At 65.6% G+C, this 14,136-nt stretch carries 15 protein-coding genes and 1 tRNA gene; 10 read left to right on the forward strand and 6 right to left on the reverse strand.

Annotation, left to right across the window (positions count from 1 at the left end; translation table 11 throughout):
• Positions 1–7: 7 nt before the first annotated feature.
• Positions 8–1,522: an anthranilate synthase component I gene (gene trpE / locus LR948_RS05930; RefSeq protein ID WP_232753057.1), complete on the forward strand. Its 1,515-nt coding sequence runs from the start codon at positions 8–10 to the stop codon at positions 1,520–1,522.
• A 166-nt stretch (positions 1,523–1,688) separates the two neighbouring features.
• Here trpE and LR948_RS05935 read toward each other — a convergent pair whose 3' ends face one another.
• A complete protein-coding gene (locus LR948_RS05935; protein ID WP_232753058.1) occupies positions 1,689–2,096 on the reverse strand; it encodes a SufE family protein in 408 nt (135 codons plus the stop codon).
• 156 nt (positions 2,097–2,252) lie between these two features.
• Between LR948_RS05935 and LR948_RS05940 the strand changes: the two genes are divergently transcribed.
• Positions 2,253–2,747 (forward strand): hypothetical protein, encoded by a 495-nt coding sequence (locus LR948_RS05940; RefSeq protein WP_232753059.1) that lies wholly within the window; start codon positions 2,253–2,255, stop codon positions 2,745–2,747.
• Between the two features lie 164 nt (positions 2,748–2,911).
• Here LR948_RS05940 and rnd read toward each other — a convergent pair whose 3' ends face one another.
• From rnd to purM, 3 genes are all read right to left on the reverse strand, one after another.
• Positions 2,912–4,069 carry a ribonuclease D gene (gene rnd, locus LR948_RS05945; protein ID WP_232753060.1) on the reverse strand — a complete coding sequence of 386 codons (1,158 nt, stop codon included), beginning with the start codon at positions 4,067–4,069 and terminating at the stop codon, positions 2,912–2,914.
• A 101-nt stretch (positions 4,070–4,170) separates the two neighbouring features.
• The gene (gene purN, locus LR948_RS05950) at positions 4,171–4,761 is read right to left on the reverse strand and encodes a phosphoribosylglycinamide formyltransferase (RefSeq protein WP_232753061.1); all 591 of its coding nucleotides are present in this window, start codon (positions 4,759–4,761) and stop codon (positions 4,171–4,173) included.
• A complete protein-coding gene (purM, locus tag LR948_RS05955; RefSeq protein WP_232753062.1) occupies positions 4,758–5,804 on the reverse strand; it encodes a phosphoribosylformylglycinamidine cyclo-ligase in 1,047 nt (348 codons plus the stop codon). The genes purN and purM overlap by 4 nt, the downstream gene beginning before the upstream one ends.
• Before the next feature lie 117 nt (positions 5,805–5,921).
• Here purM and LR948_RS05960 point away from each other — a divergent pair.
• The 6 genes from LR948_RS05960 to LR948_RS05985 all read left to right on the forward strand — a co-directional run bounded on the left by LR948_RS05960 (position 5,922) and on the right by LR948_RS05985 (position 10,197).
• A tRNA-Ile gene (locus tag LR948_RS05960) sits at positions 5,922–5,998 on the forward strand.
• A gap of 310 nt (positions 5,999–6,308) precedes the next feature.
• Entirely contained in the window at positions 6,309–6,683 is a 375-nt protein-coding gene (locus tag LR948_RS05965; RefSeq protein ID WP_232753063.1) for a hypothetical protein, read from the forward strand.
• 237 nt (positions 6,684–6,920) lie between these two features.
• Entirely contained in the window at positions 6,921–7,544 is a 624-nt protein-coding gene (locus tag LR948_RS05970; protein ID WP_232753064.1) for a hypothetical protein, read from the forward strand.
• Positions 7,545–7,739: 195 nt separating this feature from the next.
• Entirely contained in the window at positions 7,740–8,627 is an 888-nt protein-coding gene (locus LR948_RS05975; protein ID WP_232753065.1) for a LysR family transcriptional regulator, read from the forward strand.
• A gap of 171 nt (positions 8,628–8,798) precedes the next feature.
• On the forward strand, positions 8,799–9,701 hold the full coding sequence (locus LR948_RS05980) for an EamA family transporter (protein WP_232753066.1): 903 nt from the start codon (positions 8,799–8,801) through the stop codon (positions 9,699–9,701).
• A 49-nt stretch (positions 9,702–9,750) separates the two neighbouring features.
• Positions 9,751–10,197: a VOC family protein gene (locus LR948_RS05985; RefSeq protein ID WP_232753067.1), complete on the forward strand. Its 447-nt coding sequence runs from the start codon at positions 9,751–9,753 to the stop codon at positions 10,195–10,197.
• A 228-nt stretch (positions 10,198–10,425) separates the two neighbouring features.
• Here the strand turns inward: LR948_RS05985 and LR948_RS05990 are convergent, their stop codons facing one another.
• On the reverse strand, positions 10,426–11,136 hold the full coding sequence (locus LR948_RS05990) for a DUF2270 domain-containing protein (protein WP_370634877.1): 711 nt from the start codon (positions 11,134–11,136) through the stop codon (positions 10,426–10,428).
• Positions 11,137–11,422: 286 nt separating this feature from the next.
• On the opposite strand from LR948_RS05990, the gene LR948_RS05995 reads away from it, so the two are divergent.
• A complete protein-coding gene (locus tag LR948_RS05995) occupies positions 11,423–11,776 on the forward strand; it encodes a VOC family protein (protein WP_232753069.1) in 354 nt (117 codons plus the stop codon).
• A 159-nt stretch (positions 11,777–11,935) separates the two neighbouring features.
• On the opposite strand, the gene LR948_RS06000 is transcribed toward LR948_RS05995, so the two are convergent.
• Entirely contained in the window at positions 11,936–12,829 is an 894-nt protein-coding gene (locus LR948_RS06000; RefSeq protein WP_232753070.1) for a LysR family transcriptional regulator, read from the reverse strand.
• A 99-nt stretch (positions 12,830–12,928) separates the two neighbouring features.
• Here LR948_RS06000 and LR948_RS06005 point away from each other — a divergent pair, with 99 nt between their 5' ends.
• Positions 12,929–14,110: an MFS transporter gene (locus LR948_RS06005; RefSeq protein WP_232753071.1), complete on the forward strand. Its 1,182-nt coding sequence runs from the start codon at positions 12,929–12,931 to the stop codon at positions 14,108–14,110.
• The last annotated feature ends 26 nt before the right edge of the window (positions 14,111–14,136 follow it).

A 14,136-nucleotide genomic window follows, 5' to 3' on the forward strand; every position in this document is an offset into this window, starting at 1 on the left:
ACCCCAGATGGCCGAACTGACCCCCTCCTTCGCGGACTTCGAGCCGGCTTATGCCGCCGGGCAGAACCAGGTCGTCTACGCGCGGCTCGCGGCCGATCTCGACACGCCGGTCTCGCTGATGTTGAAGCTGACCGGTGCGGCCCGCGACGCCTTCGTGCTGGAATCTGTGACCGGCGGCGAGGTCCGCGGGCGCTATTCGATCATCGGCATGAAACCCGACCTGGTCTGGCGCTGCGCGGGAGAGACCTCGGAGGTCAACCGCCAGGCGCGGTTCGACGCCGAGGCCTTCGAGCCCATGGCGGGCGCGCCGCTGACCGCGCTGCGCGCGCTTCTGGAGGAGTCGAAGATCGACCTGCCCGAGGAGCTGCCGCAGGCCTCGGCGGGGCTGTTTGGTTACCTCGGCTACGACATGATCCGCCAGGTCGAGGACCTGCCGGACGTCAATCCCGACCCGATCGGCCTGCCCGACGCGACGCTGATGCGCCCTTCGGTCATCGCGGTGCTCGACGGGGTCAAGGGCGAGGTCATCGTGGTCTCCCCGGCCTGGGTCTCCTCGGGGCAATCGGCGCGCGCGGCCTATGCGCAGGCCGCCGAACGGGTGATGGATGCGGTGCGCGACCTCGAACGCGCGCTGCCGCAGCAGGCCCGCACGCTGGGCGATGCGGCGGAGCTGGGCACGCCGGTCTCGAATTTCACCCACGAGGGCTACAAGGAGGCCGTCGCCCGCGCCAAGGAATACATCCGCGCCGGGGACATCTTCCAGGTGGTGCCCTCGCAGCGCTGGACGCAGGAATTTCCCCTGCCGCCCTTCGCGCTCTATCGCTCGCTCCGGCGCACGAACCCTTCGCCTTTCATGTTCTATTTCAACTTCGGCGGCTTCCAGGTGGTGGGCGCCAGCCCCGAGATCCTGGTCCGGGTCTTCGGCCGCGAGGTGACGATCCGCCCGATCGCGGGCACGCGGCCGCGCGGTGCGACGCCTGCCGAGGACCTGGCGCTCGAAGCGGACCTCCTGGCCGACGAGAAGGAGCGCGCCGAGCACCTGATGCTGCTCGACCTCGGGCGGAACGATACGGGGCGGGTGTCGAAGATCGGCACCGTGCGCCCGACCGAGCAATTCGTGATCGAGCGCTACAGCCACGTCATGCACATCGTGTCGAACGTGGTGGGCGAGCTGGCCGAGGACCAGGACGCGCTCTCGGCGCTGCTGGCGGGCCTGCCGGCGGGCACGGTCTCCGGCGCGCCCAAGGTGCGCGCCATGCAGATCATCGACGAGCTTGAGCCCGAGAAGCGCGGCGTCTACGGCGGCGGGCTGGGGTATTTCTCGGCCGGTGGCGACATGGACATGTGCATCGCGCTGCGGACGGCGGTGATCAAGGACGGCAAGCTCTACATCCAGGCCGGTGGCGGTGTGGTGCACGACAGCGAACCCGAAGCGGAATACCAGGAGACGGTGCACAAATCGAACGCCATCCGCCGGGCCGCCGCCGATGCCGCGCGCTTCACCGGGGCAGGCAACAGCTAGGCGCGGGGCGCGCTGGCGGCATTTCCGAGATAGAACGGGGCTCGCGGGCCTGACTGCGCGCGACATCCGCCGTCTGACCATTTTCTCAGAAAAAACGGGCCCCGCAGGGCCCGCCATTCAACGGTAAATCCAAATCCCGCCTTGGCGCAGGCCCCTGCCCGCGTGCTCAGGACACCTTGCTGTAGCCGCGGATGCGCTCGACCATGGCGCGCAGCCCGTTCGAGCGCTGCGCCGAGAGGTGATCGTTCAGCCCCAGCCGGCCCAGCTCGGCGCGGGCGTCCACACTCTCGACCTCCTCGACCTTCAGCCCGTCGTAGAGCCGGCGCAGCACCGCGATCAGCCCGCGCACGATCATCGCGTCGCTGTCGCCCTCGAAGTGGAAGCGCCCAGACTCGACCCGGGGGTGCAGCCAGACCTGGCTGGCGCAGCCCTCGACCTTGGTCGCAGGCACCTTCAGCGCATCGTCGAGCGGGTCCATGTCGCGGCCCATCTCGATCACCATGCGGTAGCGATCTTCCCAATCCTCGAGGAACTCGAAATCCTCGACCACCTCTTCGAAGGCCGGCTGTGCCATCCTGTCATCGTCCTTGCTGCCGGAATGTCTGTTTGATGCAGACCTATGCGCCCGCATGGCGCGCGTCCAGTGCATGGCTTGGGCTTTTCACGCGGGCGCAAACAGGCTAGTCCGTTGGAAACAGGGATCGAGGGGCCCGCCATGGCGTTCAATGCGTTGAGAAAACCGGTAATCGTCTGCCTCGTCGCGGGGCTGACGCTGAGCGCCTGCGGCACGCGGCTCAATCCCTTCAACTGGTTCGGTCCGGCGCGCTCGGTCCCCGTTGAAGCGGGCAGCGAAACCAATCCCCTGATCCCCGCGCGGCGCGCCTCGGTCTTCCGCACCGAACGCGAAGAGGTCTACCTCGGCCAGCCCATCGCCGAGCTCTCGGATCTCACCATCGAGCGCCGTCCCGGCGGTGCCATCGTGCGCGCCAGCGGCATCGCCCGGGTGCCGGGCCGCTACGAGGCCCAGCTGACGCCGATCGAGGCGGAAAGCACCGGCGAACGGCTGGTCTACGCGCTGGAAGTGCGGCTTTACCGCAGCTCGGCGGGCACCGGCCCCAAGGCGCGGCGGGTGACCGTGGCGACCTTCCTGACCGACCAGGAGCTCTCCGAGATCGCCGAGATCGAGGTCCGCAGCGCGAGCAACGCGCTCGCGACGCGGCGCTGAGGGCGTCTACCCTTCCGACAATGTGAAACGCGCGCCCGGGGATCGGAGCGCGCGTTTTTTGTTGTGGGGATGTCGGCAGGCGTCCGGCGGTCAGGCGGCGTTGAAAAGCGACGTGCCCCAAGACCCCGCCCGCGCAGGCCCGCCAAAGCGGGCCCCCGCGCCGATCAAAGCTCGATCACGTCGATCTTGCTGCCCTTGGCGGCCAGCGCGATCTGGCCGTCGCAGAGCCGCAGCGCATCGGCCCCGAACAGCTCGCGCCGCCAGCCCTTGAGCGCGGCCACGTCGCGCTCGCCGCTGGCGATGGCGTCGAGCTCGGCCGAGGGCGCCACCAGCTTCGGGGCCACGCCCGAGCTTTCGGTCCGCGCCTTCAGGAGCACGCGCAGAAGATCCGCCAGCGCCGGGTTCACCTGGGCCTTGTCGCGGCCTTCCTGGACCTCGGGCAGCTCTTCCTTGGGCAGTTCCTGGGCCTGTTTCACCGCCGCGAGGATGCCCTCGGCGATGTCGCCGCGCCGGGCCTCGCGCAGAAGCAGCCGCGAGCGGCCGAGGTCGCTGTGGCTCGCGGGCTTGGTCGCCGCCAGCTCCAGCAGCGCGTCATCCTTGTAGACCCGGCTGCGCGGCACGTTGCGCTCCTGGGCATAGGCCTCGCGGAAGCGCGCCAGCTCGCGCACCACCGCCAGGAAGCGCGGCGAGGTATTGCGCGTCTTGACCCGGCGCCAGGCCTCGGCGGGCCGGGTCACATAGGTCTCGGGATCTGTGAGCTGGGCCAGCTCCTCGGCGACCCAGCGGTGCCGCCCGGTGTCGCGCAGCTTCTTCTCGAGGAACTCGTAGATCTTGCGCAGATGGGTCACATCGGCCAGCGCATAGGTCTTTTGCGCGTCCGTCAGCGGGCGCCGCGACCAGTCGGTGAAGCGCGAGGACTTGTCGAGGCTCGCCCGCGCGATGCGCTTGACCAGCGTCTCGTAGCCGACCTGTTCGCCGAAGCCGCAGACCATGGCCGCGACCTGGGTGTCGAAGAGCGGCTCGGGGATCACCCCGTAGTCGACGCAGAAGATCTCGAGGTCCTGCCGCGCGGCGTGGAAGACCTTGACCACCGAGGTGTCCCGGAAGAGCGCGACCAGGGGATCGAGCGACAGGCCCTCCTCCAGCGGGTCGACCAGCACCGCGTCGCCCTCCTCCTCGCCGGGGATGGCGAGCTGCACCAGGCAGAGCTTGGAGTAATAGGTGCGTTCGCGCAGGAACTCGGTGTCGACGGTGACGTAAGGGGCGGCCTTGGCGCGATCGCAGAACGCGGCGAGGTCTTCGGTCCGGGTGATCGTCTGCATCGCGGCCTTTCTTGATCGGAGATTGCAGCGGACACTACCCTACATGGCGCCGGGCGCAATGCGCCAGCGCCGGGCGGCGCGCTGGGGGGCTCAGGGGTGCATCAGGGAAACATCACCGGGCGCCGGTCGCCCGCGGCGAAGCGGGCCAGCACCGCGGGATAGAGCCGGTGCTCCTGTTCGAGCACCCGGGCGGCCAGGTCTTCCGGCGTGTCGCCGGGGGTCACGGGCACCCGCGCCTGACCGAGGATCGGCCCGTCATCGAGCGCCGGCGTGACCTCGTGCACGGTGCAGCCGTGTTCGCTGTCGCCCGCGGCAAGGGCGCGGGCATGGGTGTCGAGCCCGCGATACTTCGGCAGAAGCGAGGGGTGGATGTTCAGCATCCGGCCCTGCCAGCGGCTCACGAAACCCTCGGTCAGGACCCGCATGAAGCCCGCGAGGCAGAGGATGTCCGGCGCCGCCGCCTCGAGCTTGTCCTGCAGCGCCGCCTCGAAGGCCGCCCGGTCGCCCTTGTAGGGCCGGTGGTCCACGGCGGCGGTCGGAATGCCCATGGCGCGGGCCTTCTCGAGCCCGCCCGCGGTCTCGGAATTGGCCATGACCAGAACAGGGCGCGCGGGGTGATCGCCGGACATGCTTTCGGCCAGCGCCTGCATGTTCGACCCGCCGCCCGAGATCAGGATCGCGACACGCTTCATGCAAGCTGGCCCGCGTAGCGGATGCCCGCGCCCGCGACCACGGTGCCGAGCCGGGTCACCCGCTCCTCGGCTTCCTCGAGAAGCGCGCTCAGCGCCTCGGCGCGGTCGGGATCGACCACCAGCACCATGCCGATGCCGCAGTTGAAGGTCTTGAGCATCTCGGCCTGGTCCATGCGGCCCTGCTCCTGCAGCCAGGCGAAGACATCGGGCAGCGCGAAGGCATCGAGGTTCACCTCGGCGCCGAGCCCCTCGGGCAGAACGCGCGGCAGGTTCTCGGTCAGCCCGCCGCCGGTAATATGCGCGAGCCCGTGCACCCCGCCCGCGCGCACCGCCGCCAGGGCCGGGGTCACGTAGAGCCGCGTCGGCGCGAGCAGCGCCGCGCCCAGCGTGCCCTCGCCCCAGGGGCAGGCCGCGCCCCAGTCGAGCCCCGAGGCCTCGACCAGCTTGCGCACCAGGCTGTAGCCGTTGGAATGCACCCCGTTCGAGGCGAGCCCCAGCAGCACGTCGCCCTCGGAGACGCCCTCGGGCAGCGCCGTGCCGCGCTCCATCGCGCCCACCGCAAAGCCCGCGAGGTCGAAATCCCCGGCCGGATACATGCCCGGCATCTCGGCGGTCTCGCCGCCGATCAGCGCGGTATTGGCCGCCTCGCAGCCCTGGGCGATGCCCTCGATCACCCGCGCCGCGGCCTCGATCTCGAGCTTGCCGGTGGCGAAATAATCCAGGAAGAACAGCGGCTCGGCGCCCTGGCAGACCAGGTCGTTGACGCACATGGCGACAAGGTCGATGCCGACGCTGTCATAATAGCCGGTGTCGATGGCGATGCGCAGCTTGGTGCCCACCCCGTCGGTCGCGGCGACGAGGACCGGATCCTCGTAGCCCGCCGCCTTCAGATCAAATAGCGCGCCGAAACCGCCGAGCCCGGCCATGGTGCCGGGTCTATCGGTGCGCTTCGCCGCCGGTTTGATCCGTTCGACAAGCGCGTTGCCGGCGTCGATATCGACGCCCGCATCGGCATAGGTGACGCTGTTCTTGCCCTCGCTCATCGGCGGCCCCCGGGTAACGGTTCTTGTCTCGATGCCGCAGGCGATAGCCCATCGCCCCGGGCGCTGCAACGACACGCTTGACGCCCCCCGCGCGTCTGGGTAGCCCGATCCCGCTGGGGGCCTGTAGCTCAATTGGTTAGAGCAGAGCGCTCATAACGCTTTGGTTGCGGGTTCAAGTCCTGCCGGGCCTACCAGCTTTCATTGGTTATGGTGGGGCTGGAAGGCTGCTTTGCGGGTTGCGCTTGGGGTCAGTGAACCTAGGGCCTCGCGCAGGACGTTTCAGAGGCGACTTCGGCCAGCGCGGCGCGGGTCGCTGAGCGTCTTGGGTTAGGCGTAGAGGCGGGCCTGAGCGGACGCTCGCAGTATGAGCCATCGCTGCAGCGCGGCTTCACCGAACCGGACGTTCGTTCATCGCGCAGCATTTCCACCGCTTGATAACCGTTGTGCGCGCTTGCCAAACGTCATTTCGACGGAGCAAGGTTTGTTTTTAACCGGAGGTAGCCCATGACCATCGATGAGCAGGAGCTGGCGAAGCAAATTGGAGGAAACACTTCAGCCGCCGCTGGCACCGTCTACCAAATTTTCGCCCGAGCCAATCTTCCTTGTGCCCTTTCCTCGCAATTTGGTGGCCACGGATATATCGATCGGGAGCTCCGCTTTGTCAGAGGTGAACGCTGGTACTTCGCAGCCGTGCTCAACAAGTCCTGGGTTCTTTGGTACTTCCGGCGCCCTGCAATTTCAGACCTGAACCTTAGCATTGAGGACCTCATTCAAACTTTTCCCGGCGCCGAAGTTACGACTGGTGCCGAGGTGAAAATTCGGGTCGAAAATCCGGTATTGGCTTATGCAATCATTGGCTGGGTCTTTCAGGCGTTATGAGCTCAAACGGCCGCTTTGACGCCAGACGCGACATTCGCATAAGGTGCGCTTCACGCCCGAAGACACCTTTGGACGCAGATAATTTTTCTTAAGGTTGGCGGCACCTCTGGTGGTTACACTGTCACCGTGTTGCATAAATGATTTTCTGACGATCGCATTGAACGGTTCTGGTGGATGAACGGCGCCGACTAAGCGGCGTCAAAATGCAAGTTTAATTTAGGTAAGTGAGAGACATCAATGCAAGCCAGGTCAAAAGACTCAGGCATAACAGCATACGGTGACCTCATTAAAGCAATATATTTTCGGCTTTTAGCAGCCGAGGAGCACTTGAAGCGAGGGCGCGAACTCTACGCAGAGCCCAATTTGATTGATTTAGAGATGGCAGCACTGCAGCTTCGGCAGGTCTGTGAAACGACACTTTTGGCATCATTCGTTTTACATGCTGATTTCGTTGAAGACTTCACCCTTCGTTTACGAAAGAATGACGCATGGGATAAGTTGAAGAAGCTGCTTGCTGCGCAAAATGAACGGTTCATGCCAGAACCCGTGAGAGTTGTTATAGACCCAGATGGATCAAAATTCTTAGAAATCATCGACGAGGATGTAATTTCTTCAGGTGAGTTATTCCGAATGTGGGGACGCTTCAGTGAGGCACTGCACTATCGAAATCCACTAAAGGGTCCAATTGACCTTAACGCTTATCTGAACGAGCTATCAACTGCACTGGTTAGGCTGACAAAGCTATTGCGGCATCATGCAGTTCATCTACCAGACCTCAGTGTCATTTTCTTGGTAATGGTTGAACTAAGAGATGGGGTCCCACGGGTCACTTGGACTCCTTTGAACCGAATTTATGATTAGGCCCGGAGAGCATAGCTACCGTTGGCGGATGGTGCAGCGAACGTCCACTCCCCCCACCCTCAACCCCATACCACCACCCCCGCCAACACTCCGACACGCCTCCTTCCAACCTTACCGCTTCATCCATGCCGACTTGATGGTATCAGCAAGACAGGACCACCCCCCGCTGCACGCCTCAACCATGGAGATCGACCCGTGGACAAGCTCTCCGTCATGCAAGCCTTCCGTCGCATTGTCGAACGCGGGAGCTTCGCGCGGGCGGCGGAGGATCTGGGCGTCTCCCCGGCGCTCCTCAGCAGGGAGGTCAAGCTGCTGGAAGAAAGCCTCGGCAGCACGCTTCTGACGCGGACCACCCGGTCGATGTCGCTCACCGATGCCGGGCGCCTCTACTACGACGAAGCCATCAACATCCTCGAGGCGGTCGGAGCGGTCGAGACGCGCATACGCGAGGGGGCCGGCGCCGTGGCGGGCCACCTGAAGGTGAACGCCTCCAGTTCCTTCGGGCAGACCGTCATCGCCCCGATGCTGCCCGGGTTCCTCGATCGATATCCGGATCTGAAGCTCACCCTCTCGCTCGATGACCGGGTGGTCGACATGGTCGAGGGCGGGTTTGATCTCTCCATCCGCATCCGCGCCGTGATGCCGGATTCAGCCCTGGTCGCGCGCAAGATCGGGACCATGCGGCAACGCATCTTTGCCTCTCCGGCCTATCTGGACGCGGTCGGGGCCCCTCGGAGGCCGGAGGAAATCCCCGATCATCGGGTTGTCGGTTTCCTCCTGGCCGATCACCTGACCACCTGGGAGCTTCACGGCCCGGAGGGCAAGCGCACCATCGCGATCGATCCCCCCGTGCGTGTCGGCAGCAGCCTTGTGCTGCGCGACCTGCTGGTGGCGGGACACGGCATTGGCACCCTGCCCGATTTCGTCTCCGCCGAGGCGGTCGCGCGGGGGGACCTGGTGCGGGTTCTGCCGGAGTGGGAGTTGCCCTCGCCGGAGATCTTCGCGGTCACGGGCTCCCGCCTGGGCATGGATGCCAAGGTGACCACCTTTCTCGAGCACCTGCGCCGCGCGCTCAACCGCTGAGATTGTTCAATCCCCGTAAAGAATGAAGTGAGAACGCGGCGGTTATTCCGACGCGCCATCGCGCCGATCTTCCGTCCCACACCCTGCGCGACCTCGGTCTGCCGCCTAGGCAGGATCGTCCGCGCATCCCCCTCACCCCGCTCTGGTGAGCCTTTCACGGAGGAATGGCCCTTGTCCCGCACCACCGACATTGTCCTGACGGCGCTGGCCCCGGCCGTCTGGGGCAGCACCTATCTCGTGACGACCGAGGCGCTGCCCGCCGGCTACCCGATCACCCTGGCCGCGCTTCGGGCCCTGCCTGCCGGGCTTTTGTTGCTGGCCGTGACGCACCGCCTGCCCGGCCGCGCCTGGCTTGGGCGCGTCTTTCTGCTGGGGAGCTTCAACTTCGCGCTCTTCTGGGTGCTGCTCTTCGTGGCGGCCTACCGGCTGCCGGGCGGCGTGGCCGCGACGCTTGGCGCCCTTCAAGCGATGATGGTGATCGGCATGGCGCGCGGCTGGCTCGGCACACCGATCCAGGCGGGAGCCGTTGTCGCCGCCGCGACCGGGGCTTTTGGCGTTGCGCTCTTGCTGATCGGGCCGGACGCGCGGCTTGACCCGATCGGGATTGCCGCCGGGCTTGGCGGTGCGGCCAGCATGGCTGCGGGCACGGTCCTCAGCCGCAAGTGGCAGCCGCCCGTCTCCGCGCTGACCTTCACCGCCTGGCAACTGACCGCGGGCGGGTTGATCCTGCTCCCGCTTGCCCTGCTCTTGGAACCGCCGCTGCCCGCGCTGTCCGGCGCGAACCTCGCGGGTCTCGCCTGGCTCGGCCTGATCGGTGCGGCGGCCACCTATGCGATCTGGTTCCGGGGCGTGGCGCGGCTCGAGCCTGGCGCCGTCTCCATGCTGGGCATGATGAGCCCGGTCACCGCGGTGGCGCTTGGCTGGCTCTGGCTCGGGCAATCCCTGTCCTTGTTGCAGGGGCTCGGGGCGGTCATCGTTCTGGGATCGGTCTGGGCTGGCCAGCGCGCGAACCGGCAGGCCACCCTGGCGCCGACGTCCCGGGCACCGCTTGCGATGAACAAGATGATGACCTGACGCCCGCCGGGCCGCGTCTGATACAGCCGCAGTTGCACAGGAGACAGCAATGGAAACACCAAACTTCAAAGTTCGGGCCATCGGAGAAATTGCCATTAGGTGCATCGACCATGGTGCCATGGTGGCCTTCTACCGGGATGTGATCGGGCTAAGCCTCATGAACGACCCGAAGGAAAGCCCGATCGTTTTTTTCCGGGTTGCCGACGGCTTCGAAGGACATACGGCGGTCCTGGCCTTGTTCCGGCATGACGTGGAGGGTGCTGGCGGCGTTAACGGCAGTCCGCAGCCACCCGGAACGGGATCAGCCTCCTCGCTGCACCATCTGGCCCTCAGCCTCGCCTGGGACGATCAGGATGCGGTCATGGATTGGTATGACCGCCTCGGACTGGCCTACGACATCGAGTATTTTGACTGGGTCGGATGGAGAGGGATCTTCACACGCGATCCCGACGGCAACACCGTGGAACTGGTCGCGAAAGACCCGGACTATCGGTAGTTCCCTACAGAGGGGTCGGATCGGATGTCGGCTGGGGTCGTTCGAACGATTTCTCCTGCCATCGCGACAGCGCGGAGGGGATCAAGGACACGAGGCGGATGAGGCAGACATTCAATCCTTCGATCAATCAGCTTCTTTCGCCTATTCAACCCTCGGGATCGGTCGGCTTTAGTGCCAAAAATTGCTATATTTACGGAGCTTCCCGCGAAATGAGCAAGCGGAGCACCCTCATCCCATACTGCTTTCACGACCACCGCCGCGATGTATGGCGCGTTTGCGGTCGTGTTCGTAGCTCCAGATCGCCATACTGACTGCGGCGAGCACGTAAAGAACACCAAGCGTTACCATGACCGCACCGGGCACCGGGCCCACGCTGGCTCGTGCGAAAATCTGGTCGACTGACTCGGCAGGTGCGGGGTGAACGACAATTTTCCCCAAATAGGCAAGGCCCTGGATGAGCAGAATCCACAAGTATGTGCTCCGAACCCGTCGGCCGATCGCGACCATCAAGCTGACATGGTATTCCGGCCGCCAATAGTCCTCGGCCAGTGTCTTTTGCCAATTCTCTTCAAGATGAAGGTCGCCATCGTGCAGCATCGGCGCGTAAAAATGTGTTTCCATCCAACGGCAGCGCGCGCGCCAGACGTTGAAAAACCGATAGCGGCGCGCTTCGAGAACCAGAAAGAAAAGCAACAGCACGCCCACAAGAACCAAAGGCAATGCCGAGGCCGCAGGGGCAGCGTAGGTGATCGACAAAGCGATCCCCAAAGTCACCACCGCCCAGTTCGTCGTGGTGTCCAGCCGTGTCCGCCAAATCGTCGACCGATACACTTCGGCGCGGTAGAGATGCGCGACAGCCCCAATTTCCGCAGCCTGCAATTCCTTGCGCGGACGGTCTCTTTGTGATGTCTCCACCCCGACTCCTCCCCTCGACATCATGACATCTTATGCGCTGAGCGGTCAAAGTGCGCTCGGCCCTCGCAGCGGAGATGCGGAGCCGCAGCGAGCGAGGGCGATGCCCACAGCGAGGCGCGCCGTGGTTTGCGGCCCTTGGCCGAATTTGCTGACCGACGCAGCGAAGGTGCAGATCAAGCCCGCTTCGCCGAATACTGCGGAGCAAATGAATGCCAGATTTCGCGGAGTGCCATGAGCGCGCCCTTTATCATCGGGTTTTCATCGTCACCGCCGCGCTTTAAGATCAAATGGTAGTTTGGAAGGTGATCATATGACGGTGCTGCGTATTGTTGCGAATATCGCGGCAGAGGCTCCGAGCGAGGTGCAGACGTTCTATACTGACCTGTTCGGTCTCGAATGTCTGATGGACCTCGGGTGGATAATCACACTTGGTTCCGAGAAACGTGCAACCGCACAGGTCAGCCTGATGAGCGACGGCGGCTCGGGGACGCCGGTTCCCGACCTGTCCATCGAAGTCGACGACGTGGATACGGTTTATGATCGAGCGACGGCAATGGGCTGCGAAATTACATATACCATGACGGATGAGCCGTGGGGCGTGCGTCGGTTCTTCGTTGCCGATCCCACTGGCAAGGTTCTGAACGTGCTCTCGCATAAACGGTAATGCGAACGGACACCTGACGCGGCAAACCCAATTGCCGCACGCCCGAAGCAACCGCTTTTCCGCGCGAAACGGACAGTCAGTCCACGTGCCCCCCCGGAAACGGGTCATCCGCTGAGTGGGCCTTCGCCCGGACAGCAGCGAAGCTCGCATGCCCGCCCCTTATTCTCCTTCGGAGAGGATGTCTCCCAACCAGTCGAGGAAAACCGCCAGACGGCGCAGACCAGAGGTGCGGGTCAGATAAAGCGCGCTGATCTCCAGTGGTTCGGCATCAAGCTGCCCCGGGAAGAGCTCTACCAGCCGACCGGCCGCAAGGTCCTCTGCCACCATGAACTCGGAGAACCGCGCGATGCCGAGGCCGCCGAGGACAAGCCGCCGCACCGCCTCGCCATTGCCCGCGGTCACCGCGGCAGGCAGGCGCAGGGGCTCGGCCAGGCCGCGGAAGCGCAACGTGTTGATGTGGTCGGGGGCGGCGAAGCGCACCTGTTCCAAACCCGCGAGCTCGGCGGGGGTGGCGGGCCAGCCGCGAGCGTCGAGATAGCCCGGCGCGGCCACCAGCTTCCATGGCGTGCGGCCCAGCCGCCGATGCAGCATGTCACTGTCAGGCAGCGGCCCGAAGCGGATCGCGACGTCGGCATGCGCGCCGATCAGGTCGACGAGGCTGTCAGTCATGTCGAGGGAGAGCTGCACCTCCGGATAGGCCGCGTGAAACTCTGCCAGCCGCGGTGCCAGCCTGTGCAGGACGAAGGGCACCGGCGCGTTGATCCGAAGGAGCCCTCGGGCGCGGCGGTTGCCCAGGGACAGATCTGCCAGGGCCTCGGTCCGGGCGAGAATGCCGCGCGCCGCCTCCAGAAGGTCGCGGCCCTCGGGCGTCATCTCGATCGACCGCGTCGTGCGGCGCAACAGCGTCACGCCGAGTTGCGCCTCGAGCCGGCTCACCGTCCGGCTGAGCGTCGAGGGCGCGACGCCGAGACGACGCCCGGCCTCGGCGAATCCGCCATCTTCGACCACCGAGACGAAGGCCGCCAGGTCGCGGGTTTGCGGTATTTCGTGCATCTGACGCAAAGGACCGTTCCGAAGTCGTTCATTCCCGCAAAGGCTATGACCTGCCATCTCCGGCGTCGACCCTCAATGCGACACCAAGGAGACCACGTCATGCCACTCGCGCTCTGGGCGCTGACCATCAGCGCCTTCGCCGTCGGGACGACCGAGTTCGTCATCGTCGGCTTGATCCCGACCATCGCCGCAGATCTCGGCGTTTCGCTGCCGAATGCGGGCTTGCTGGTCAGCCTCTACGCGCTCGGCGTCACCATCGGCGCGCCGGTGCTGACCGCGCTTGCAGGCCGCATGCCGCGCAAGACGCTGCTGCTGTCACTGCTCGCGCTGTTGATCGCCGGAAATGCCTTCGCCGCCTTTGCGCCAGGCTATGGCAGCCTGATCGCGGCGCGTTTCATCACTGGGCTCGCCCATGGCGTCTTCTTCGCCATCGCCTCGACGATCGCCACCGACCTGGTGGACCGCGACAAGGAGAACTCGGCGATTGCGACGGTCTTCCTCGGCCTGACCCTGGCGCTGGTGACCGGGGTGCCGCTCGGCACCTGGATCGGCCAGAGCTTCGGTTGGCAGGCGACCTTCCTCGGCGTCGTCGCCCTCGGTCTCATCGGCCTGATCGCCAGTGCCCTGCTGGTGCCGTCGACCCTCAGCCGCCCTGCTCCGGCGAGCCTTGCCGCTCAGGCCCGGGTGCTGACGTCGCCGCGGCTTCTGCTCGTCTACCTGATCACGGCCGTGGGCTATGGCGGCAACTTCATCGCCTTCACCTATCTCGCGCCGATGCTCACAGACGTGACGGGCCTCTCGGCCGGCGCGGTGAGCGTCGTGATCCTGCTTTATGGCGCCTCCGTCGCGGCCGGCAATATCCTAGGCAGCAGGCTCGCCGACCGGGCCGGTCCGATCCCGGCGCTGACGCTGATCTTTTCGGGCCTCGCCGTGCTGCTGGCCGCGCTCGGCCTGGCGCTAAGCTCGACCGTCGGCGCGATTGCGGTGGTCGCGCTCTGGGGCGGGTTCGCCTTCGCCAATGTGCCTCCGCTGCAGGCTTACACGGTCGCGACGGCCCGCCAGGTCGCCCCCGACGCGGTTGTCGTTGCCTCCGGTCTGAACATCGGCGCCTTCAACCTCGGCATCGCGCTCGGAAGCTGGGGCGGCGGCCAGGTGGTCGAGCAGATCGGCCTCGCCGCGACGCCCTTCGTCGGAGCGGCCGTGGTCGCCGCGGGGATCGTGCTCACGCGCCTTGCCGGACGCCTCGACACGGGTGCTGGTGCCGCTGTTCCGGCTGAGTGAGCCCGGCTTCGGGCAGCGCATCGCTG

Source organism: Roseivivax sp. GX 12232, assembly GCF_021272185.1.
Lineage (GTDB): Bacteria > Pseudomonadota > Alphaproteobacteria > Rhodobacterales > Rhodobacteraceae > Roseivivax.

Excerpts from the sequence above, each read along its gene's own strand:
- trpE (WP_232753057.1), top strand. The coding sequence starts at position 8 with ATGGCCGAACTGACCCCCTCCTTCGCGGACTTCGAGCCGGCTTATGCC.
- LR948_RS05935 (WP_232753058.1), bottom strand. The coding sequence starts at position 2,096 with ATGGCACAGCCGGCCTTCGAAGAGGTGGTCGAGGATTTCGAGTTCCTC.
- rnd (WP_232753060.1), bottom strand. The coding sequence starts at position 4,069 with ATGCAGACGATCACCCGGACCGAAGACCTCGCCGCGTTCTGCGATCGC.
- purN (WP_232753061.1), bottom strand. The coding sequence starts at position 4,761 with ATGAAGCGTGTCGCGATCCTGATCTCGGGCGGCGGGTCGAACATGCAG.
- purM (WP_232753062.1), bottom strand. The coding sequence starts at position 5,804 with ATGAGCGAGGGCAAGAACAGCGTCACCTATGCCGATGCGGGCGTCGAT.
- LR948_RS05965 (WP_232753063.1), top strand. The coding sequence starts at position 6,309 with ATGACCATCGATGAGCAGGAGCTGGCGAAGCAAATTGGAGGAAACACT.
- LR948_RS05970 (WP_232753064.1), top strand. The coding sequence starts at position 6,921 with ATGCAAGCCAGGTCAAAAGACTCAGGCATAACAGCATACGGTGACCTC.
- LR948_RS05985 (WP_232753067.1), top strand. The coding sequence starts at position 9,751 with ATGGAAACACCAAACTTCAAAGTTCGGGCCATCGGAGAAATTGCCATT.
- LR948_RS05990 (WP_370634877.1), bottom strand. The coding sequence starts at position 11,136 with ATGATGTCGAGGGGAGGAGTCGGGGTGGAGACATCACAAAGAGACCGT.
- LR948_RS05995 (WP_232753069.1), top strand. The coding sequence starts at position 11,423 with ATGACGGTGCTGCGTATTGTTGCGAATATCGCGGCAGAGGCTCCGAGC.
- LR948_RS06000 (WP_232753070.1), bottom strand. The coding sequence starts at position 12,829 with ATGCACGAAATACCGCAAACCCGCGACCTGGCGGCCTTCGTCTCGGTG.
- LR948_RS06005 (WP_232753071.1), top strand. The coding sequence starts at position 12,929 with ATGCCACTCGCGCTCTGGGCGCTGACCATCAGCGCCTTCGCCGTCGGG.